General features: G+C 57.4%; 18 protein-coding genes. 3 read left to right on the forward strand and 15 right to left on the reverse strand.

Annotation, left to right across the window (positions count from 1 at the left end; all coding sequences use genetic code 11):
- Nucleotides 1–84: 84 nt before the first annotated feature.
- Nucleotides 85–1,317 (reverse strand): phosphoglycerate dehydrogenase, encoded by a 1,233-nt coding sequence (gene serA, locus ACQG1Y_RS19175; RefSeq protein ID WP_017382902.1) that lies wholly within the window; start codon nt 1,315–1,317, stop codon nt 85–87.
- A gap of 266 nt (nt 1,318–1,583) precedes the next feature.
- Entirely contained in the window at nt 1,584–2,243 is a 660-nt protein-coding gene (gene rpiA, locus ACQG1Y_RS19180; RefSeq protein WP_003860091.1) for a ribose-5-phosphate isomerase RpiA, read from the reverse strand.
- Nucleotides 2,244–2,370: 127 nt separating this feature from the next.
- On the opposite strand from rpiA, the gene argP reads away from it, so the two are divergent.
- Nucleotides 2,371–3,264: a DNA-binding transcriptional regulator ArgP gene (gene argP / locus ACQG1Y_RS19185; RefSeq protein WP_003860089.1), complete on the forward strand. Its 894-nt coding sequence runs from the start codon at nt 2,371–2,373 to the stop codon at nt 3,262–3,264.
- A 42-nt stretch (nt 3,265–3,306) separates the two neighbouring features.
- Here the strand turns inward: argP and ACQG1Y_RS19190 are convergent, their stop codons facing one another.
- The 7 genes from ACQG1Y_RS19190 to tkt all read right to left on the reverse strand — a co-directional run bounded on the left by ACQG1Y_RS19190 (nt 3,307) and on the right by tkt (nt 11,700).
- A complete protein-coding gene (locus ACQG1Y_RS19190; protein ID WP_017382904.1) occupies nt 3,307–4,029 on the reverse strand; it encodes an oxidative stress defense protein in 723 nt (240 codons plus the stop codon).
- A gap of 92 nt (nt 4,030–4,121) precedes the next feature.
- Nucleotides 4,122–4,757, reverse strand: a complete 636-nt coding sequence (gene argO, locus ACQG1Y_RS19195; protein WP_003860085.1) for an arginine exporter ArgO — start codon at nt 4,755–4,757, stop codon at nt 4,122–4,124.
- 148 nt (nt 4,758–4,905) lie between these two features.
- On the reverse strand, nt 4,906–5,760 hold the full coding sequence (mscS, locus tag ACQG1Y_RS19200) for a small-conductance mechanosensitive channel MscS (RefSeq protein ID WP_015571808.1): 855 nt from the start codon (nt 5,758–5,760) through the stop codon (nt 4,906–4,908).
- Nucleotides 5,761–5,947: 187 nt separating this feature from the next.
- The gene (gene fbaA / locus ACQG1Y_RS19205; protein WP_017692704.1) at nt 5,948–7,027 is read right to left on the reverse strand and encodes a class II fructose-bisphosphate aldolase; all 1,080 of its coding nucleotides are present in this window, start codon (nt 7,025–7,027) and stop codon (nt 5,948–5,950) included.
- Between the two features lie 92 nt (nt 7,028–7,119).
- Nucleotides 7,120–8,283 (reverse strand): phosphoglycerate kinase, encoded by a 1,164-nt coding sequence (gene pgk / locus ACQG1Y_RS19210; protein ID WP_015571809.1) that lies wholly within the window; start codon nt 8,281–8,283, stop codon nt 7,120–7,122.
- A 49-nt stretch (nt 8,284–8,332) separates the two neighbouring features.
- Nucleotides 8,333–9,352, reverse strand: a complete 1,020-nt coding sequence (gene epd / locus ACQG1Y_RS19215) for an erythrose-4-phosphate dehydrogenase (protein ID WP_015571810.1) — start codon at nt 9,350–9,352, stop codon at nt 8,333–8,335.
- 356 nt (nt 9,353–9,708) lie between these two features.
- Nucleotides 9,709–11,700 carry a transketolase gene (tkt, locus tag ACQG1Y_RS19220; protein WP_368740894.1) on the reverse strand — a complete coding sequence of 664 codons (1,992 nt, stop codon included), beginning with the start codon at nt 11,698–11,700 and terminating at the stop codon, nt 9,709–9,711.
- Between the two features lie 272 nt (nt 11,701–11,972).
- Between tkt and ACQG1Y_RS19225 the strand changes: the two genes are divergently transcribed.
- Together ACQG1Y_RS19225 and ACQG1Y_RS19230 are read left to right on the forward strand one after the other, a co-directional pair.
- Entirely contained in the window at nt 11,973–12,731 is a 759-nt protein-coding gene (locus tag ACQG1Y_RS19225; RefSeq protein WP_017382909.1) for a M48 family metallopeptidase, read from the forward strand.
- A gap of 210 nt (nt 12,732–12,941) precedes the next feature.
- Nucleotides 12,942–14,210 carry an OprD family outer membrane porin gene (locus tag ACQG1Y_RS19230; protein ID WP_141414642.1) on the forward strand — a complete coding sequence of 423 codons (1,269 nt, stop codon included), beginning with the start codon at nt 12,942–12,944 and terminating at the stop codon, nt 14,208–14,210.
- Nucleotides 14,211–14,312: 102 nt separating this feature from the next.
- Here the strand turns inward: ACQG1Y_RS19230 and ACQG1Y_RS19235 are convergent, their stop codons facing one another.
- The 6 genes from ACQG1Y_RS19235 to ACQG1Y_RS19260 are packed head-to-tail and all read right to left on the reverse strand — an operon-like array spanning nt 14,313 to nt 20,314.
- Complete coding sequence (locus tag ACQG1Y_RS19235; RefSeq protein ID WP_368740895.1) at nt 14,313–15,953, reverse strand: thiamine pyrophosphate-binding protein; 1,641 nt, start codon at nt 15,951–15,953, stop codon at nt 14,313–14,315.
- 13 nt (nt 15,954–15,966) lie between these two features.
- A complete protein-coding gene (locus ACQG1Y_RS19240; RefSeq protein WP_032669257.1) occupies nt 15,967–17,436 on the reverse strand; it encodes an aldehyde dehydrogenase in 1,470 nt (489 codons plus the stop codon).
- Between the two features lie 9 nt (nt 17,437–17,445).
- Entirely contained in the window at nt 17,446–18,216 is a 771-nt protein-coding gene (locus tag ACQG1Y_RS19245) for an aspartate dehydrogenase (RefSeq protein ID WP_047741534.1), read from the reverse strand.
- A gap of 9 nt (nt 18,217–18,225) precedes the next feature.
- Nucleotides 18,226–19,020, reverse strand: coding sequence for an SDR family oxidoreductase (locus ACQG1Y_RS19250; protein ID WP_015571822.1), 795 nt, complete (start codon nt 19,018–19,020; stop codon nt 18,226–18,228).
- Complete coding sequence (locus tag ACQG1Y_RS19255) at nt 19,004–19,774, reverse strand: alpha/beta fold hydrolase (RefSeq protein WP_368740897.1); 771 nt, start codon at nt 19,772–19,774, stop codon at nt 19,004–19,006. Before ACQG1Y_RS19255 ends, ACQG1Y_RS19250 begins: the two co-directional genes overlap by 17 nt.
- A 9-nt stretch (nt 19,775–19,783) precedes the next feature.
- Nucleotides 19,784–20,314 carry a cupin domain-containing protein gene (locus tag ACQG1Y_RS19260; RefSeq protein ID WP_017382915.1) on the reverse strand — a complete coding sequence of 177 codons (531 nt, stop codon included), beginning with the start codon at nt 20,312–20,314 and terminating at the stop codon, nt 19,784–19,786.
- Nucleotides 20,315–20,318: the final 4 nt, after the last annotated feature.

Genomic DNA, 20,318 nt, shown 5'->3' on the forward strand with positions numbered 1-20,318 from the left:
GTAAGCGCCACCCGACACACAAACCGCACGACAACTGTAGGTCGGGTAAGGCGCAGCCGCCACCCGACGCCACAGACCGCACCATCAGTACAACAGGCGCGCGCGAATCGTCCCCGGAATGGCCTTCATGCTCTGCAATGCTTTCTCGGCGATGTCTTCATCCGCTTCGATATCAATCACCACATAACCCATCTGCGAGTTAGTTTGCAGATACTGCGCGGCAATGTTAACACCCTGCTCAGCAAAGATCTGGTTGATGGCGGTCAGCACGCCAGGACGGTTTTCGTGGATGTGCAGCAGACGACGCCCACCGTGCAGCGGCAGAGACACCTCCGGGAAGTTCACCGCAGAGAGCGTTGAACCGTTGTCGGAATATTTGCTCAGTTTACCCGCCACTTCCAGGCCGATATTCTCCTGCGCTTCCTGAGTAGAACCGCCGATGTGCGGCGTCAGGATCACGTTGTCGAACTCGCACAGCGGAGAGGTGAACGGATCGCTGTTGGTGGCCGGTTCCGTCGGGAATACGTCAATCGCCGCACCCGCCAGATGCTTACGCTTCAGCGCGTCGCACAGTGCAGGAATATCGACCACCGTGCCGCGCGCGGCGTTGATCAGCAGAGAGCCCGGCTTCATCAGCGCCAGCTCTTCCGCCCCCATCATGTTTTTGGTGGACGCATTTTCCGGCACGTGCAGGCTGACCACGTCGCTCATATTCAGCAGATCAGAGAGATGCTGCACCTGCGTCGCGTTACCCAGCGGCAGCTTGCTTTCGATATCGTAGAAAAACACGTGCATGCCGAGGGATTCAGCCAGAATACCGAGCTGCGTACCGATGTGGCCGTAACCGATAATCCCGAGCTTTTTACCACGCGCTTCGAAAGAGCCCGCAGCCAGCTTATTCCACACGCCGCGGTGCGCTTTGGCGTTAGCTTCCGGAATGCCGCGAAGGAGCAGCAGCAGCTCGCCAATCACCAGCTCCGCCACGGAACGGGTGTTAGAGAACGGCGCGTTAAAGACCGGGATACCACGTTTTGCGGCGGCATTCAGATCAACCTGATTGGTGCCGATGCAGAAACAGCCAATCGCCACCAGCTTTTCCGCCGCAGCAATAACGTCTTCAGTCAGTTGGGTACGGGATCGCAGGCCAATGAAATGGGCATCACGGATGGACGCTTTCAGCTCTTCAGTGTCCAGCGCGCCTTTGTGAAATTCGATGTTGGTGTAGCCTGCTGCGCGAAGGCTATCGAGCGCTTTCTGGTGCACGCCTTCAACCAGCAGGAATTTAATCTTGTCTTTCTCCAGTGATACCTTTGCCATTTACCCGACCCTGTTTTTATCTGAACTGATGTTGTGCTGGATATAAATCCCGTGCAGCCAACATATCAAAAAAAACTATTGCAGCAATATGAACGTTTGCGTCGGCACTCTGAAGAAAAGTCATACAGAGCAAAATGGCAGAGGAAAATGCTGCGGAAAATTACGAACGTGGCAGGATCGGCAAAAGAGGCGGAAAAACGTGACACAAGTCACCGAATTTAGCTTTTCAAAAATTTTTTAGCGGGGGGAGCGCTCCCCCCGTCAGATCATTTTACGATGGTTTTTACACCGTCAGCCGTGCCGATCAGCGCCACGTCCGCGCCACGGTTGGCAAATAACCCTACGGTAACGACGCCTGGAATGCCGTTGATCGCATTTTCCAGCGCAATGGCATCGAGGATCTCAAGGCCGTGAACGTCGAGGATCACGTTGCCGTTGTCGGTCACCACACCCTGACGGTATTCCGGACGACCGCCCAGCTTCACCAGTTGACGAGCCACGGCGCTGCGCGCCATCGGGATCACTTCGACCGGCAGCGGGAAATTCCCCAGAATGTCGACCTGCTTGGAGGCGTCCGCGATGCAGATGAACTTATCCGCAACGGAGGCAATGATCTTCTCGCGCGTCAGCGCCGCGCCGCCGCCTTTGATCATCTGCATATGGCCGTTGATTTCATCCGCGCCATCAACGTAAATGCCCAGACGGTCCACTTCGTTGAGGTCGAAAACGGTGATGCCGAGGCTTTTCAGCTTTTCCGTGGAAGCATCGGAGCTGGAAACCGCGCCCTCGATCTGCCCCTTCATCGTGCCCAGCGCATCGATAAAGTGCGCCGCCGTCGACCCCGTACCAACACCGACAATGGTACCCGGCTGTACGTACTGGAGAGCGGCCCATCCTACTGCTTTTTTCAGTTCATCCTGCGTCATGATCGTTTTGCCTGTGGTGTGAAAACTCAGGGCGCATTATAGAACACGTCGAATGGATTTCGTCTGCCACGAAGGGAAAATTGTGTCATAGTGCAGATTAAGCAAAATTAAGGAGTCAGCCAGAGCAATGAAACGTCCGGACTACAGAACACTACAGGCACTTGATGCAGTTATTCGTGAACGCGGTTTTGAGCGCGCGGCGCAAAAGCTGTGCATCACCCAGTCCGCCGTATCACAGCGTATCAAACAGCTTGAAAACATGTTCGGGCAGCCGCTGCTGGTGCGTACCGTACCGCCGCGTCCGACGGAGCAAGGACAAAAGCTCCTCGCCCTGCTGCGGCAGGTTGAACTGCTGGAAGATGAGTGGCTGGGCGATGAACAGACCGGCTCCACGCCGCTGCTGCTGTCGCTGGCGGTGAACGCCGACAGTCTGGCAACCTGGCTGCTGCCGGCCCTTGCGCCGGTGCTGGCCGACTCCCCTATCCGCCTGAATCTCCAGGTTGAAGACGAGACCCGCACTCAGGAACGCCTGCGCCGTGGCGAAGTGGTTGGTGCGGTCAGTATTCAGCCTCAGGCGTTGCCAAGCTGTCTGGTGGATCAGCTGGGCGCGCTGGATTACCTGTTTGTCGGTTCAAAAGCTTTTGCCGAGCGCTACTTCCCGAACGGTGTGACCCGCGCCGCGCTGCTGAAAGCGCCTGCCGTCGCTTTCGACCATCTGGACGATATGCATCAGGCTTTCCTGCAACAAAACTTCGATCTGCCGCCGGGCAGCGTACCGTGTCATATCGTTAACTCGTCCGAAGCCTTCGTACAGCTCGCGCGTCAGGGAACCACCTGCTGCATGATCCCGCATTTGCAGATTGAGAAAGAGTTGAAAAGCGGTGAGCTGATTGATTTAACCCCGGGGCTGTATCAGCGCCGGATGCTGTACTGGCACCGTTTTGCGCCGGAAAGCCGCATGATGCGCAACGTCACTGACGCGCTGCTGGCGTTTGGGCATAAGGTGTTAAGACAGGATTGAAAAACTAGCCGGGTGGCGGCTTCGCCTTACCCGGCCTACGGGTTACTGAGCGGGCTTTTCAGTCGGCTCCAGCTGGAACACCACATCAACCTGATCGTCGAACTGAATGGTTGGCTGCTCATAGGTTTCCTGAGCAGAAACCGGCGCGGCGTCCGCCTTCATCATCCGAACCATCGGGCTTGGCTGGTAGTTTGAAACGTGGTAGCGCACGCTGTAAACCGGACCGAGCTTGGTCTTGAAGCCGGATGCCAGCTGCTGCGCCTGATGAATGGCATCATCAATCGCCGCTTTACGCGCTTCGTCTTTATATTTCTCCGGTTGCGCAACGCCCAGCGAGACGGAACGAATTTCGTTCAGCCCAGCCTTCAGCGCACCATCCAGCAATCCGTTGAGCTTATCAAGCTGGCGTACAGTCACTTCCACAGTACGCACGGCGCGATAGCCTTTCAGGATGCTTTTGCCGTTCTGGTAGTCGTAATCCGGTTGGGTACGCAGGTTCGCAGAGCTGATGTCTTTTTTCGCGACACCGTTCTGTTCCAGGAAAGAGAGGTATTGCGCAACACGATCGTCTGCCTGTTTCTTGGCGGAAGCAGCATCTTTCGCCGCCACGTTCACTTCAATTGCCAGGGTTGCAACATCCGGTACCGCATCCACGCTTGCCGTGCCTGAAGTGACAATGTGCGGGCCGTTTGGCAGTTCATTCGCCTGCACCGACACCGCACCTAAACTTACTAATGCCGCCAGGGCCATCACCTTAAACTTCACTGTCATTCCTCCATGTTGCGAAGAGTGCCCCACCAACAGGGCTCATGCCAGCAAGCTTAGCGGGTCTTGTTCAGATGTCCATAAGACAACGCTTAGTTGAACAATCCCTGTACGTGATGAATGCCCTCTTTCGCCAGCTGGAAGGCAATAAACCACATCACCAGCCCAACCAGGGTATTGATAATGCGCTGCGCTTTAGCGGTGCGAAGACGTGGCGCCAGCCATGCCGCCAGGATCGCAAGACCAAAGAACCAGAGGAAGGAGGCGCTGACCGTACCGAGCGCAAACCAGCGCTTAGGCTCAACGTCCAGCTGTCCACCCAGGCTGCCGAGCACCACAAAGGTATCAAGGTAGACGTGCGGGTTAAGCCACGTCACGGCGAGCATGGTGACGATAATCTTCCAGCGCCCCTGCTTCATCACTTCGGCGCTCGCCAGCTCAAGATTGCTGCTCATGGCCGTTTTCAGGGCGCCAAACCCGTACCACAGCAGAAACGCTACGCCGCCCCAGGTAACCAGCGCCAGCAGCCACGGCGACTGCATCAGCAAGGCGCTGCCGCCAAAAATCCCGGCGCAAATCAGTAGCAAATCGCTCACCGCGCACAGCAGGGCAATCATCAGATGATACTGGCGGCGAATGCCCTGGTTCATCACAAACGCATTTTGTGGACCAAGGGGAAGGATCATGGCCGCGCCTAACGCAAGCCCCTGAAAATAATAAGATAACATGACGTAATTCTCGCAGAGTTGTCCTGGAGGCAGACTATACTGCGGGAACGACATTAGAGGAAATTGATAATATTAATTGGAGATTAGCCGGGCTAATATAAGAAAAGCCCGGTGTCGCTGACGCTTACCGGGCCTACGTTAAAGCAAATTATTCGGCTGCTTTCTCGCGTTTGAGATTTACGTCCATCTGCGGATAAGGGAAGCTGATACCGTTGGCATCGAAATCACGCTTGATGCGCTCCAGCACGTCCCAGTAAACGTTTTGCAGATCGCCGCTTTTACTCCAGATGCGCACCACAAAATTAATGGATGACGCGCCCAGCTCGTTCAGGCGAACGGTCATTTCGCGATCTTTAAGAATGCGGTCATCTGATTCGATGATATCGGTAATCAGCTTTTTCACCAGCTCAGTATCTGAATCATAGCCAACCCCGATAATGAGTTCATTACGGCGAACCGGTTCACGAGAGAAGTTAGTAATGTTGCCATCAATCACTTTCTTGTTTGGCACAATGACGATTTTGCCGTCTGCCGAACGCAGCGTGGTAGAAAAAATCTGCACGTTCAGCACGGTGCCCGCAGTGCCACCGAGATCAACATACTCTCCGGCACGGAAAGGACGGAACGTCACTAACAGTACGCCAGCTGCAAGGTTAGCCAGCGAGCCCTGAAGAGCGAGACCTACGGCCAGACCAGCGGCACCAAGTACGGCAATGACCGAAGCGGTCTGTACACCGACCCGCCCCATTGCCGCAATGAGGGTAAACGCAATAATCCCGTAACGCACCAGCGCAGATAGGAAATCAGCAACGGTTGCATCGATATGACGGGATAGCATTACGCGATTAACGCCCCGGGAAACCGTGCGGGCAACAATCATCCCCACAATAATAATGGCGATTGCCGCCGCAATATTCACAGCGTAACTAATCAGGAGCGCCTGGTTGCGCACCAGCCAGGAGCCAGCGTTATTGATGCTATCTACAACACCGAGATCTTCCATTTATCTTTCCTTATGCTCATAAAAACCACAAAATCTATCCCACACGGAGACAGGCAGGTCAGTAAAGGGTAAACAAAAAGCCATGATATTGCCAAACAGATCACAAAAACAGAGGCATCAGGCTATTGAAAAGGCATAAAAAAAGGCCCGCATATGCGGACCTTCTTGACGCTATGAACAGCTCAAATTACAGAACGTCAACCGCATTCAGTTCTTTGAATGCCTGCTCCAGACGAGTAATCATAGAAGTCTGGGCAGCGCGCAGCCATACGCGTGGATCGTAGTATTTCTTGTTCGGCTGGTCTTCGCCTTTCGGGTTGCCCAGCTGACCTTGCAGGTAAGCTTCGTTGGTTTTGTAGTATTGCAGGATACCGTCCCAGGTTGCCCATTGGGTGTCGGTATCGATGTTCATTTTCACTACGCCATAGCTTACGGAATCTTTGATTTCCTGAGCAGAAGAACCGGAACCGCCGTGGAAGACGAAGTTCAGGCTGTTGTGCGGCAGGTTGTGTTTCTTAGACACGTATTCCTGAGAATCACGCAGGATGGTCGGGGTCAGAACCACGTTACCTGGTTTGTATACGCCGTGTACGTTACCGAAGGACGCTGCGATGGTGAAGCGTGGGCTGATTTTGCTCAGCTCGGTGTAAGCGTAATCAACGTCTTCTGGCTGAGTGTACAGAGCAGAAGCGTCCATGTGGCTGTTGTCCACACCGTCTTCTTCACCGCCGGTGCAACCCAGTTCGATTTCCAGGGTCATGCCCATTTTGGACATACGCGCCAGGTACTTAGAGCAGATCTCGATGTTTTCTTCCAGAGACTCTTCGGACAGGTCGATCATGTGAGATGAGAACAGTGGCTTACCGGTTGCTGCGAAGTGTTTTTCACCTGCGTCCAGCAGACCGTCGATCCATGGCAGCAGTTTTTTCGCGCAGTGGTCAGTGTGCAGGATAACCGGAACACCGTAGTGCTCAGCCATCTGGTGAACGTGATGTGCGCCAGAGATAGCACCCAGGATAGCAGCGCCCTGAGGAACGTCAGTTTTCACGCCTTTACCTGCGATGAACGCAGCGCCGCCGTTAGAGAACTGAACGATAACCGGTGCTTTAACTTTTGCAGCGGTTTCCAGTACGGCGTTGATGGAGTCGGTACCTACGCAGTTAACTGCTGGCAGTGCGAAGTTGTTTTCTTTAGCTACCTGGAACACTTTCTGTACGTCATCACCAGTGATAACGCCAGGTTTTACGAAATCAAAAATTTTAGACATGTTGCTTAGTCCTGTATCTTCGGCCGTTAGAAAAGGTGCGAGCTCTGATAAGCGCGCTGAAAATTGGGCAGGTTTCCCTGCCCCTGAATGGCTTACTTCTTAGCGCGCTCTTCGAGCATTGCTACTGCTGGCAGGACTTTACCTTCCACGAATTCGAGGAATGCGCCGCCACCAGTGGAGATGTAGGAGATCTTGTCAGCGATACCGAACAGATCGATAGCTGCCAGGGTGTCACCACCGCCTGCGATAGAGAACGCTTCGCTGTCTGCGATAGCGTTAGCCACGATCTCAGTCCCTTTGCGGAAGTTCGGGAATTCGAACACGCCGACAGGACCGTTCCACAGGATAGTTTTTGCGTTTTTCAGGATTTCAGCCAGTTTCTGTGCAGAAACGTCGCCCAGGTCCAGAATCTGCTCTTCATCTTTGATGTCGTTAACAGACTTCAGGGTTGCAGTAGCAGTTTCGGAGAACTCGGTAGCTACACGAACGTCAGTTGGAACCGGGATATCACAGGTGCTCAGCAGACGTTTGGCTTCGTCAACCAGATCCGCTTCGTACAGGGATTTACCCACGTTGTGGCCTTGCGCAGCAACGAAGGTATTCGCGATACCACCACCAACGATCAGCTGGTCAGCGATTTTGGACAGGGAATCCAGTACGGTCAGTTTGGTAGAAACTTTAGAACCACCAACGATAGCGACCATTGGACGAGCAGGTTCTTTCAGAGCTTTACCCAGCGCTTCCAGTTCGTCAGCCAGCAGCGGACCTGCACAGGCGACGTCTGCGAATTTACCGATACCGTGGGTAGATGCCTGCGCACGGTGAGCCGTACCGAATGCATCCATCACGAATACGTCGCACAGCGCAGCGTATTTTTTGGACAGGGTTTCGTCGTCTTTCTTTTCGCCTTTGTTGAAGCGAACGTTTTCCAGAACAACCAGCTCACCTTCGGCAACTTCCACGCCGTCCAGGTAATCTTTCACCAGGCGAACCGGGCTGGACAGTTTGTCTTTCAGGTAATTAACAACCGGCAGCAGAGAGAACTCTTCGTTGTACTCGCCTTCAGTTGGACGGCCCAGGTGGGAGGTGACCATCACTTTAGCGCCCTGCTTCAGAGCCAGTTCAATGGTTGGCAGAGATGCACGGATACGCGCGTCGCTGGTCACTTTGCCATCTTTAACCGGTACGTTCAGATCGGCACGGATGAAAACGCGTTTACCTGCCAGATCCAGATCGGTCATCTTAATTACAGACATGGTGAATCCTCTCGTTGATTCTTAAAGTTTTGCAAGCGCAAGGTGCGCTCTACCTGAAACCTTTTGCGGCCATGGCTAACGTGGTGTCGAGCATTCGGTTAGCAAAGCCCCATTCGTTATCACACCAGACCAGCGTCTTGATAAGGTGCGCACCACTGACTCGCGTCTGCGTGCCATCCACGATGGCGCTGTGCGGGTCGTGGTTAAAATCTACTGAGACCAACGGTAATTCCGTATAGTCAACTATACCATGAAATGCTCCCTGTGCCGCTTTTTGCAGCAACAGGTTGACTTCACAGGCTTTTACCGGTTTTTTCACCGTCACGCTAAGATCGATTGCGGTGACGTTTATCGTCGGCACGCGCACGGCAATCGCTTCGAAACGGTCGTTAAACTGCGGGAAAATACGGGTGATCCCGGCAGCCAGTTTCGTATCCACCGGAATGATGGACTGGCTCGCTGCGCGAGTGCGCCGTAAATCCGGATGGTAGGCGTCGATGACCTGCTGATCGTGCATGGCGGAGTGAATCGTGGTCACGGTGCCGGATTCAATGCCATACGCATCGTCTAACAGTTTAATGACCGGAATAATGCAGTTGGTGGTGCAGGAGGCGTTGGAGACAATGCGGTGTTCAGCTTGCAGCTCGTGCTGGTTGACGCCAAACACGACGGTGGCGTCGAGGTCGTTACTGCCGGGATGGGAGAACAGCACTTTTTTCGCGCCAGCATTCAGATGCGCTTCGCCATGTTCACGGTTACCGTACACGCCGGTACAGTCCAGCACCACATCCACACCCAGTTCGCGCCAGGGCAGCCCTTCAATACTGTTCTCATGCAGCACGCGGATGGCATCGTCGCCGACGAACAGCTGTTCCCTTTCCTGGCGAACGTCCCAGGCAAAGCGACCGTGGCTGGTATCATATTTCAACAAATGCGCCATGCCCGCAGCATCCGCCAGTTCATTGATTGCCACCACGGTGATTTCCGCACGACGCCCGGATTCATATAAAGCACGAACCACGTTGCGTCCGATGCGACCGAAGCCATTAATCGCTACGCGTACGGTCATAGATCTCCTGCAAAGCTATCCCTGAGTTTGAGGTGGCTGAAAGAGTAATCCAGCGACGCCCGAAGGGGAATCCTTGCTGTCACAAACTGCGATTGATTGGTCAATTGTCGAACATTTAATCGACTGAAACGCTTCAGCAAGAATAAGCGAATCGGGGAATAAAAGGAATCTCTGTCCAGATGAATAAGCGAGCTATATGACTTGCATCACATTTTCGGTGGAATAATTTACAGAGCAGTTACATGTCTGAGGAATCGTGCATACAAAAAAGCCGGGTGGCGCTAACGCTTACCCGGCCTACATTTTATGCCATTTGTAGGCCCGGTAAGCGTTAGCGCCACCGGGCAAAACGGCAATTACAGCAGTTCTTTCGCCTTAGCGACAACGTTCTCAACGGTGAAGCCGAACTCTTCAAACAGCTGTTCAGCTGGCGCAGACTCACCAAACGTGGTCATACCGACGATAGCGCCGTTCAGACCCACGTATTTGAACCAGTAGTCAGCGATACCCGCTTCCACCGCCACGCGAGCGGAGACCGCTTTAGGCAGTACGGATTCGCGGTACGCGGCATCCTGCTTGTCGAACGCATCGGTAGACGGCATGGAGACCACACGCGCTTTCACGCCTTCGGCAGTCAGTTTTTCCCATGCGGCAACGGCCAGTTCAACTTCAGAACCGGTCGCGATGAAGATCAGCTCAGGCTGGCCTGCGCAATCTTTCAGCACGTAACCACCGCGCGCGATGTTCGCCAGCTGCTCTGGGGTACGCTCCTGCTGCGCCAGGTTCTGACGGGAGAGGATCAGTGCGGTCGGGCCATCATGACGCTCAGCGCCGTATTTCCACGCCACCGCAGATTCAACCTGGTCACATGGACGCCATGTGCTCATGTTCGGGGTCACGCGCAGAGAAGCCACCTGCTCTACTGGCTGGTGGGTAGGACCGTCTTCGCCCAGACCGATGGAGTCGTGGGTGTAGACCATCACCTGACGCTGTTTCATCAGCGCAGCCATACGCACGGCGTTACGTGCATATTCCACAAACATCAGGAAGGTAGAGGTGTACGGCAGGAAGCCACCGTGCAGAGCGATACCGTTGGCAATCGCGGTCATCCCGAATTCACGTACACCGTAATGGATGTAGTTACCGGCAGTATCTTCGTTGATTGGCTTAGATCCGGACCACAGGGTCAGGTTTGATGGCGCCAGGTCAGCGGAGCCGCCGAGGAATTCTGGAAGCAGAGGGCCAAACGCTTCGATCGCATTCTGAGATGCTTTACGGCTGGCGATCTTGGCTGGGTTCGCCTGCAACTTCGCGATGAACTCGTTCGCTTTCGCGTCGAAGTCAGACGGCATGTCGCCTTTCATACGACGGGTGAATTCAGCCGCTTCCTGAGGGAAGGCTTTCGCGTATGCCGCGAACTTCTCGTTCCAGGCCGCTTCTTTCGCCTGGCCCACTTCTTTCGCATCCCACTGAGCGTAGATTTCAGACGGGATTTCGAAGGCAGGGTGTTTCCAGCCAAGTGCTTCACGGGTCAGTGCAATTTCCGCGTCGCCCAGCGGTGCGCCGTGGGAGTCATGAGTGCCCGCTTTGTTCGGAGAACCGAAGCCGATGATGGTTTTGCACATCAGCAGGGACGGTTTGTCGGTCACGGCGCGCGCTTCTTCTACGGCACGTTTAATCGAGTCAGCATCGTGGCCATCAACGCCGCGCACAACGTGCCAGCCGTAGGCTTCGAAACGTGCGGCGGTGTCGTCAGTGAACCAGCCTTCAACATGACCGTCGATGGAGATGCCGTTGTCGTCGTAGAACGCAACCAGTTTACCCAGCTTCAGGGTGCCTGCCAGGGAGCACACTTCGTGAGAAATGCCCTCCATCATGCAGCCGTCGCCCAGGAAGGCGTAGGTGAAGTGGTCAACGATGTCGTGGCCAGGACGGTTAAACTGCGCCGCCAGGGTCTTCTCTGCAATCGCCATCCCTACGGCGTTAGCGATGCCCTGACCCAGCGGACCGGTAGTGGTTTCAACGCCAGCGGTGTAGCCCACTTCCGGGTGACCTGGAGTTTTGGAGTGCAGCTGACGGAAGTTTTTCAGCTCTTCGATTGGCAGATCGTAGCCAGTGAGGTGCAGCAGGCTGTAGATCAGCATAGAGCCGTGGCCGTTAGACAGCACGAAACGGTCGCGGTCTGCCCATGCCGGGTTCTGCGGGTTGTGGTTAAGGAAATCACGCCACAGGACTTCGGCGATGTCAGCCATGCCCATAGGGGCGCCCGGGTGGCCGGATTTGGCTTTCTGTACTGCGTCCATGCTCAGCGCACGAATAGCATTAGCAAGCTCTTTACGTGAGGACATTTTAACTCCAGATCGGACTGTTAAAGGCCATGCCCTTGACGACAGCGCGTTTTGGGCTACGCCGGAAAAAAGTGCCAACAATGTAACCCAAGCCGCAGGGCATGTACATGGACCATTCTTTTGCAGCTTAAGAAATCTCTGGATCATGCTCGCATGTTGCGCAATCTGCTCGCCCGCCTCTGTCGATATTCCTTATACTTAGCCCGACACCGGCTTCGTTGACGGTGCATTTTTCGGAATTAATTCAGATTAACGAGTACGGAAGCAACATCATGAAAATGCGTGCAATCGGGCTGGCTGTGGGAACAACGCTCCTGCTAAGCGGCTGTCAGAATATGGATTCTAACGGCCTGATGACCTCAGGCGCAGAAGCTTTTCAGGCCTACTCATTGAGCGATGCGCAGGTGAAAGCGCTGAGCGACGAGGCCTGTAAGGATATGGATGGAAAAGCTACGCTTGCCCCGGCAAACAGCACCTACACGCAACGTCTGAACAAGATTGCTTCCGCGCTGGGCGACAACATTAACGGTCAGCCGGTGAACTACAAGGTGTATATGGCGAAAGACGTCAACGCCTTTGCGATGGCGAACGGCTGTATTCGCGTTTACAGCGGCCTGATGGACATGATGACCGACAACGAAGTGGAAGCGGTGATCGGCCATGAAATGGGTCACGTTGCACTGGGTCACGTGAAGAAAGGGATGCAGGTTGCGCTGGGCACCAATGCCGTGCGCGCAGCGGCGGCCTCTGCGGGCGGCATCGTCGGCAGCCTGTCCCAGTCGCAGCTGGGCGACGTGGGCGAAAAACTGGTGAACTCGCAGTTCTCCCAGCGTCAGGAGTCGGAAGCGGATGACTACTCTTACGATCTGTTGCGCAAACGCGGCATCAATCCATCGGGTTTAGCTACCAGCTTCGAAAAACTGGCGAAACTGGAGGAGGGCCGTCAAAGCTCCATGTTTGACGATCACCCGGCTTCGGAAGAGCGTGCACAGCATATTCGCGACCGTATGGCGGCAGACGGAATTAAATAATTTCAGAAGGAGGCAGTTTTGCCTCCTTTTTATTTCGCATGAATTGTTAACTTAAAAGCACGTATCGATAACACCCCTGAAAGCCCCGCCAAATCTGCCCTGTCACACTGAAATGTCTGGTCACATAATTATTGCAAAGGTAACTTTTTCCGGTAATTATCTCTTCCGCAGTTATTAAAATTAATATATCCAGACAGAGACGTTCCCTCCGTGAAAAAAGAATTATCATTAATTGCTTTAAGTTTATTTGCCGCATTACCTGCCGCCGCAAGCCAGCAATCCGACAGCAAGGGTTTTATTGACGACAGCCATCTGGATCTGTTTTTACGCAATGCGTATATCAGCCGCGACTACCATCAGGGCCAGCAGGACAAAGCCGAATGGGGTCAGGGGGTCATCGCCACGTTTGCATCCGGCTATACCGAAGGGCTGGTGGGCTTCGGCGTGGACGGTATCGCGCAGTATGGCGTGCGTCTGGACGGTGGCCGCGGCAAGAGCGGCGCGGGCGGCATCGACTTCTTTAAGCAGGAAGACGACGGCCGGGCAAAATCCGATCTGGCAAAGTTTGGCGCGACGGCCAAAATGCGCATCTCCAATACCGTGCTGAGCTACGGGAACCAGCGTCCTGAACTGCCAATCATTACATCCGACAGCTCCCGCCTGCTGTTTGAAAGCTACACCGGCACCCTGCTGACCTCGAAAGAGATCGACGGTCTGGAAGTCAACGCCGGTTACTTCACAGACGAGCAGCGTAAAAGCGATGACCGCCACGACAGCGGACTGAAGAGCCTCTCCTTCGGCGGTGCGAGCTATCAGTTTAACGACCAGTTCAGCGGCGCGCTGTACGCCTCTCATAACGAAGAGGTGATGAACAAGCAGTACCTGGGCATGAACTTCAAACAGCCGTTCAGTACCGGGCAGCAGCTGGTGCTCGACTTCAACGGCTATAACTCCCGTCTCGACCAGCATTACGCGGACAGCCTCGACACGGGCCGCAGCAACACCATCTGGAGCCTGGCAGCGAGCTATATCTGGGACATTCACACGTTCAAAGTGGCGTACCAGCAGAGCAGCGGCAGTACCGGCTACAACTACGGCGGCTATCGCGACAAAGGCGGCGTGGGTGACGGCGGTAACACCATCTGGCTGGCGAACTCCTACTGGTCTGATTTCAACGGCGAAGATGAACGTTCCTGGCAGGCATCCTACGGTCTGGACTTTGGCGGCCTTGGTTTACCGGGCCTGAGCTGGACCACCGCCTACGTGCGCGGCGATAACATCAAAACCTCTGAAACCAGCAATGGCAAAGAGCACGAGTGGTTTAACCAGATCCAGTACCAGGTGCAGGATGGCCCGGCGAAAGATCTGAAGCTGAAGCTGCGCTACTCCGTACTGCGCGTCTCCAGCAACGCCAGCGAGTACAACGTGGGCGGGGACGAGATCCGCGCTTACGTGGAATACCCGTTTAACGTGTTCTGATTTACCCCCTCACCCTAACCCTCTCCCAAAGGGAGAGGGAACGCTGTCACCCTCTCCCTTTGGGAGAGGGCTGGGGTGAGGGCTTCAGACCGCACTGCACTGCTAGTAAAGCGTCTTCTGCGGCGGCCCCGCAAACTTAAGGGCGCCAATCTGCCCCATCCGCACTTCCACTACCGACGGCCCCGGCATCGCCAGCGCCTCCGTCATCACCGCATCAAAATCCTCTGCCCGCTCAACGCTCCACGCCTGAAGGCCAATCGCCTGCGCCAGCAGGGTAAAGTCCGGCGTATGCAGTTCGTTATAGTACTGACGCCCGCCGAAATACTTATCCTGAATACCGCGCATCACCCCGTAGCCGCCGTCGTTCATGACCAGCAGCGTCACGTTGGCTTTCTCCTGCGCCAGCGTCGCCAGCTCGCCTAAATTGAGGCTAAGGCCGCCGTCGCCCACCAGCCCCACCACCTTGCGCTGCGGGTTGGCAATCGCGGTGCCGATCGCCATCGGCAGCCCCATACCAATCGCCCCGGCGAGGGAGTGAATGTTCATCAGCGGACCGTTAGCCCTGAACAGGCGGCTACCCCACAGGCTGCCGGACACGGTGATATCGCGCACCAGCAGGCCATCTTTCGGCAGCGCTTTCTCGATGGCATCGTTGAGCTTCGCGTAGGCGCCGCACTGCTCGCGCAGCCCCTGTTCGGCTTGCTCAACCGCCTGCTGCACCTGCATATCCCACTGTGCGTTGCCCCACTCGCGGCCCTGAATTTTGTCTGCAAGCGCGCCAAGCACCGCTGAACAATCGGCTATCAACGTGCTATCCATCAGGTAGTTACGGCTTGCTGCCGCCGGGTCGATATCGATCTGCACCCGCGGGGAAGGCAGCTCAAGCGTCCAGGAACGGGTTTCGTTGCTGCGCAGGCGAGAACCGGCCACCAGCGTAAAATCACACTGCGCAATCAGCGCCTCAACCGACGGCGAGTTGTGAAACGCCCGCAGGCTGGCGCGGTGGCTGTCCGGCAGCACGCCGCGCGCATGGGTGCTGGAAATCACGGTGATGCCCGCATCCGCCAGCGTTTTAACCGCGTCTGCGCTGCCCAGCGCCCCGCCCCCCAGCCACAGCAGCGGCTGTTTCGCCTGTTTGAGCTGCGCCCACAGCGCGTCCACCATTCCGGTATCCACGGCTGGAACCGATGCCGGTTTAACCGGATTAGTCACCAGCGACAGCGGAATTTTGGCGCCCTGAATATCAATCGGGATTTCCACCGAGACCGGTCCGCACGGCGGGGTCTGCGCGTCCTGGATAGCTTTATGCAGAATGGCTGTCGCCTGATTCGCATTGCTGATGCGGTACGCCCGTTTTGAGCTGGCCTTCAGGAAGGTCAGCTGGTCACGGGTTTCATGGATAAACCCGGTGTCGGCGTCCAGCCAGGCTTTCTCAACCTGCCCGGTTAAATGCAGCAGCGGCGTGCAGGCATTCATGGCTTCCACCAGCGCGCCTACCGCATTACCCGCCCCCGCGCCGGTGCTGGTCAGCGCCACGCCGAGGCCGGAAAAGCGCCCGTGGGCATCGGCCATGGTGACGGAACCGGCTTCACCGCGCGCGGGCACAAAGCGGATATTGCCCCGCTGCCCAACCGCATCCGCGATCGGCAGGTTGTGAATAGAGATGACGCCGTAGATGGCCTCAACCTGATACTGCTCCAGCGTTCTGGCGATGGCGTCGCCGACGGTTATCATTTCACTCATTGCTCACCCTTTCTCAGTCGCACCAGTGGTTGACGCTGTTACCCGTCGCCAGATAAATGCTCTTTTGTTGCATCCAGGCTTTCAGCCCCTGAATACCCTTCTCGCGGCCCAGACCGCTCTCTTTAAAGCCCCCGAACGGGGTCGAAATCGCAAAGACTTTGTAGGTGTTGATCCACACCGTGCCAGCCTCCAGCTGCTCGCTGAGACGCAGGGCGCGCCCGGTATCGCGCGTCCAGATCCCCGCCGCCAGGCCGTAAACCGAGTCGTTCGCCTCGCGGATAAGCGTGGCTTCATCGCCAAACGACATCGCCACCAGCACCGGGCCGAAGATCTCTTCCTGACAGGCGCGGGCGCTGTTGCTCAGCCCTTCGATAATCGTGGGCAGGAAAAAGCTGCCGTTTGCCAGAGCGGGATCGGCGGGTATCTCACCGCCGCACAGCACGCGGCCCCCTTCGCGCTTCGCCAGTTCGACGTACTCGATCACGCTCTGGCGATGTTTTTCGCCGATCAGCGGTCCGACATGCACGCCGTCGGTAAACGGGTGTCCGACGCGCAGCCCGCGAGTTAATTCCAGCAGCCTCGCCATCAGCGGGGCGTAAATGCTCTCGTGGATAAACAGCCGCGACCCGGCGATACACGCCTGCCCCGCCGAGCTGAAAATGCCATAGCAGATCCCGCGCGCGGCCTGTTCGATATCAGCATCCTCCAGCACAATAGTCGGCGATTTGCCGCCCAGCTCCAGCGAGGCCGGGATCAGTTTTTCCGCCGCCACGTGCGCCAGATGGCGGCCCGTGGTGGTTCCACCGGTAAAGGAGATTTTGCGCACGCGAGGATGGCGCGCCAGCGCATCGCCAATCACCGAGCCTTTGCCCGGCAGCACGCTCAGCAGCCCGGCAGGCAGCCCGGCCTGTTCAAAAATCCGCGCCAGCTCCAGCGCCATCAGCGGCGTGGCTTCGGCCGGCTTGAGGATCACCGCGTTTCCGGCGGCAATCGCCGGTGCGACCTTCTGCATTTCGCTGGCAATCGGCGAGTTCCACGGCGTGATGGCCGCTACCACGCCGAGCGGCTCATAGCGGCTCAGCGTCAGCAGATCCGGCTGGCGCGGCGTGGGCAGTTCCCCTTCCAGCAGCTCGCAGGCGGCGGCAAAGTAGCGCGCCGTTCCCGCCGCGCTCATCACCAGCCCGCGCGCTTCCGCCAGCGGCTTGCCGTTATCACGGCTCTGCATCTGCGCCAGCGCGTCGACGCGGGATTCAATGAGATCGGCAACCTTATGCAGGATCTTCGCGCGCATATGCGGCAGGCTGTTACGCCATGCGGGATCGCGCCAGGCGCGCTCTCCGGCGTCTACCGCCTCCTCCAGGTCATCCAGACTGGCGGCGTTCAGCGTCGCGTTGATCGACCCGTCTGCCGGGAAGTGGCTCTGCATCGGGTTGCCGCCGCCGTGTCGCCACTGGCCGCCGATAAAAATCTTCAGATCGTCCATCGTCTCTCCTCAGCTCAGGGCCAGCTCGCGGCAGGCGCGCACCGCGCTCAGTGCCGCCAGGGTGGAGGTTTTAGGATTAGAAGCCAGCGGCAGTCCGCTCAGCTCCAGATGAAACTCGCCGAACAATCCTTCCACATGGAGCGTGTGGGTATTGCGTTTCGTTGCCGGGTCAACCATCAGCTGCACGCGGGTGTCGTCCATCCCGACGCCGCCGAGCGCCACGGTCGCCGCCACGTTGGCGTTCGCCGGGAACAGCCGCGCCGCCTCGCGGGCGCTGCCTTCAAAAAAGACCTTTTCCTCTGTCACCGCATTCAGATCGATAAGCTGCTCAGCATAGCTGCCGCGCCAGCTGGCCGGGCTTTTGCGCGACTGATAGGTAACGCGCTCAAGGCCGCCCTCTTTCGCCGCCGCCAGCCCGTCGATACCGGCCACCGCACCGGAAAGCAGGGTCATTTTTCCGCCCGCAGCGAGCAGACGCTGCTCCAGCGCGCTGTCCGCCAGCGCGCCGGTGGAAATGACGGCCAGATGCCAGCCGCGACGCAGGATCTCTTCCCCGTACTGGGCCACCGCCTGCTGGCTGGCGCATTCCAGCACCAGATCCGGCGTTTGTGCGCACGCCATCGGCGACGTCAGCGCCTCAACAGCATCGCCAAACTGGTCGTGAATGGCGGCATGGTGAGACGCGCGCGCCACGATCCAGCCGATAGCCACGCCGGCGGGCAGGCGCTCAATCACCGCCTGTGCCATGGCGCCAAAACCAATCAACATTACCTTTTTCATGATGTGTCCTTACAAATGGCGGCAGAAGCCGCCGGAAACGTCCAGCGCCGCGCCGGTGGTAAACGAGGCCAGCGGCGAAGCGAGGAACAGCAGCGCCTGCGCGGGCTCCTGCGGCTTGCCGAGGCGCGCCATCGGAATGCCGCGCTTGCGCGCGATATCCGCCGTCCACTCCGGCCAGCTCTGGCTTTTGTCCGCCCGGTTTTCAAAGCGGCGCTGCCACTGGCCGGATTCCACCATGCCGAGCAGAATGGAATTGACGCGAATACCTTTGCCCACCAGCTCTTTCGACAGCGTCAGCGTCATGTTCAGCAGCGCGGCACGAGCGGCAGAGGTGGCGATCATGTGCTCCTCCGGCTGTAGCGCCAGCAGGGAGTTCACACAGGTAACAGAGGCAATGTCGGACTGCTCCAGCAGAGGCTGAAACGCCTGCACCGGGTTAATCACCCCGAACAGTTTGAGTTCGGCTTCGTGCAGCCACGCCTCGCGCGGGGTATCATGGAAGTGCGCCACGTAGCCCTGCCCGGCGTTGTTGATCAGCATATCCGCCGCGCCAAAGCGCGCCTGCACCGCATCCGCAAAGGCCTGAACTTCGTCGGCGTTCAGCACGTCGCAGCGGTAAGCAAAAATCTCCCCGTGAGGAAATTCGTTTTGCAGCGTCGCATGGGCGCTGGCGAGCCGGTCCGGGTCACGGCCGCAGAAGGCGACTTTCGCCCCTTCGCCCAGCAGCAGGCGCAGCGTTTCAAAGCCAATGCCGGAAGAACCGCCGGTAACGACCGCTACGCGCCCGTCAATTTGTGCATTCATCGCGCACCTCTTCGTTAATGCGTAAAAGCTGTTGGTTGAAAAACGCGTCGTTATCGAGATAGCTGGCGTGCCCGGCCTGCGGAATGGCGATAAACGGCATGCCGTAGCGCAGCGCCAGCCCCTGAACCAGTTCCGGCTGGGTGATGGCATCCTGCTCGCCGCACCAGACTTCAAAACTGCCGGAATAACGCTTTAGCCAGCCGTGGATATCGTCATGTGCCAGCATCCACGCGGCAGCGAGATAGCCTTCCGGGCGCAGCGCCCGCATGCCCGCCGCGACGGTGGCGATATCTTCCGCGCGCGCGCCGGGGCGCAGCAGCTTCGCGGCGCGGGTCTGGGCGAGGATGTCGCCCCCCAGCGCCATCTGCTGCTCGCGGTTGCGCCAGACCTGCTCCCGCTGCTCCGGCGCGGCATTGCCGTACCCCTGTGCGGCGTCGGCCAGCACCAGATGGATGACGCGCTCAGGGAACTTCGCGGCAAAGGCGCTGGCCACCAGCGCCCCCAGGGAATGGCCGATCAGCACTGTCTGCCAGACACCGGCGCGATCCAGCATGGCCGCCAGCGCGTCGGCGTAATCCCCCGCGTTCGCCCGCGCTACGGCCAGCATCGGGCTTTCGCCGTAACCGGGCATGTCCCACGCCAGTACGCGAAAACCGTTCAGCGCCATCTGCTTGTGCCAGGAGGCGGCGCCGGAGCTGATCCCGTGCAGCAGCATAAGCGGAATGCCGCTTCCCTGTTCACGAAAACCCGTCATGGCGCCCCCTTAGTTCCGCTTCACTTTTGAAAGCGGATGGTCGGACGGATAGGTTGGGATTTCCGGCTTGTTGGTCCCCAGCATGACGCACATCAGCGCTTCTTCTTCGCCGTGGTTAAACAGGCCGCGATAGATGCCCGGCGGAACGGAGATCAGGTCACGCTCGCGCAGCACGGTTTCGGTGTAGTTGTCGCCGTCCTGGATCATCAGCGTGATCTGCCCCTTGAGCATGAAGAACACCTCTTCCACGTCGTCGTGCAGGTGCAGCGGCCCTTCGCACTTCGACGGCAGCACCATGGTGGAGAAGGTAAAATGGTCCGCCTGCACGGTGTTGGTGTCGTTCGCCACGCCGGTTGCGCCGGTGCCGATGTAGCGCATCTGCGCCCGGCGATATTTCGGGTCAAAATCGGCCTGGAACTTCAGCGCGTTCCAGTCGTATTTACGGCCTTCGAAGCGCGCGATGCGCGACTCGACCCACTCTTCCATCGTCAGATGGTCGGGTTTGATGCCCGTTTTGTTGGTTACGGTTGAATCAGTCATGACA

Origin of the sequence: Enterobacter cloacae complex sp. 397G4 (genome assembly GCF_050031515.1) — a bacterium.
Lineage (GTDB): Bacteria > Pseudomonadota > Gammaproteobacteria > Enterobacterales > Enterobacteriaceae > Enterobacter > Enterobacter hormaechei_C.

Excerpts from the sequence above, each read along its gene's own strand:
- serA (WP_017382902.1), bottom strand. The coding sequence starts at position 1,317 with ATGGCAAAGGTATCACTGGAGAAAGACAAGATTAAATTCCTGCTGGTT.
- rpiA (WP_003860091.1), bottom strand. The coding sequence starts at position 2,243 with ATGACGCAGGATGAACTGAAAAAAGCAGTAGGATGGGCCGCTCTCCAG.
- argP (WP_003860089.1), top strand. The coding sequence starts at position 2,371 with ATGAAACGTCCGGACTACAGAACACTACAGGCACTTGATGCAGTTATT.
- argO (WP_003860085.1), bottom strand. The coding sequence starts at position 4,757 with ATGTTATCTTATTATTTTCAGGGGCTTGCGTTAGGCGCGGCCATGATC.
- mscS (WP_015571808.1), bottom strand. The coding sequence starts at position 5,760 with ATGGAAGATCTCGGTGTTGTAGATAGCATCAATAACGCTGGCTCCTGG.
- fbaA (WP_017692704.1), bottom strand. The coding sequence starts at position 7,027 with ATGTCTAAAATTTTTGATTTCGTAAAACCTGGCGTTATCACTGGTGAT.
- pgk (WP_015571809.1), bottom strand. The coding sequence starts at position 8,283 with ATGTCTGTAATTAAGATGACCGATCTGGATCTGGCAGGTAAACGCGTT.
- epd (WP_015571810.1), bottom strand. The coding sequence starts at position 9,352 with ATGACCGTACGCGTAGCGATTAATGGCTTCGGTCGCATCGGACGCAAC.
- tkt (WP_368740894.1), bottom strand. The coding sequence starts at position 11,700 with ATGTCCTCACGTAAAGAGCTTGCTAATGCTATTCGTGCGCTGAGCATG.
- ACQG1Y_RS19225 (WP_017382909.1), top strand. The coding sequence starts at position 11,973 with ATGAAAATGCGTGCAATCGGGCTGGCTGTGGGAACAACGCTCCTGCTA.
- ACQG1Y_RS19235 (WP_368740895.1), bottom strand. The coding sequence starts at position 15,953 with ATGAGTGAAATGATAACCGTCGGCGACGCCATCGCCAGAACGCTGGAG.
- ACQG1Y_RS19240 (WP_032669257.1), bottom strand. The coding sequence starts at position 17,436 with ATGGACGATCTGAAGATTTTTATCGGCGGCCAGTGGCGACACGGCGGC.
- ACQG1Y_RS19245 (WP_047741534.1), bottom strand. The coding sequence starts at position 18,216 with ATGAAAAAGGTAATGTTGATTGGTTTTGGCGCCATGGCACAGGCGGTG.
- ACQG1Y_RS19250 (WP_015571822.1), bottom strand. The coding sequence starts at position 19,020 with ATGAATGCACAAATTGACGGGCGCGTAGCGGTCGTTACCGGCGGTTCT.
- ACQG1Y_RS19255 (WP_368740897.1), bottom strand. The coding sequence starts at position 19,774 with ATGACGGGTTTTCGTGAACAGGGAAGCGGCATTCCGCTTATGCTGCTG.
- ACQG1Y_RS19260 (WP_017382915.1), bottom strand. The coding sequence starts at position 20,314 with ATGACTGATTCAACCGTAACCAACAAAACGGGCATCAAACCCGACCAT.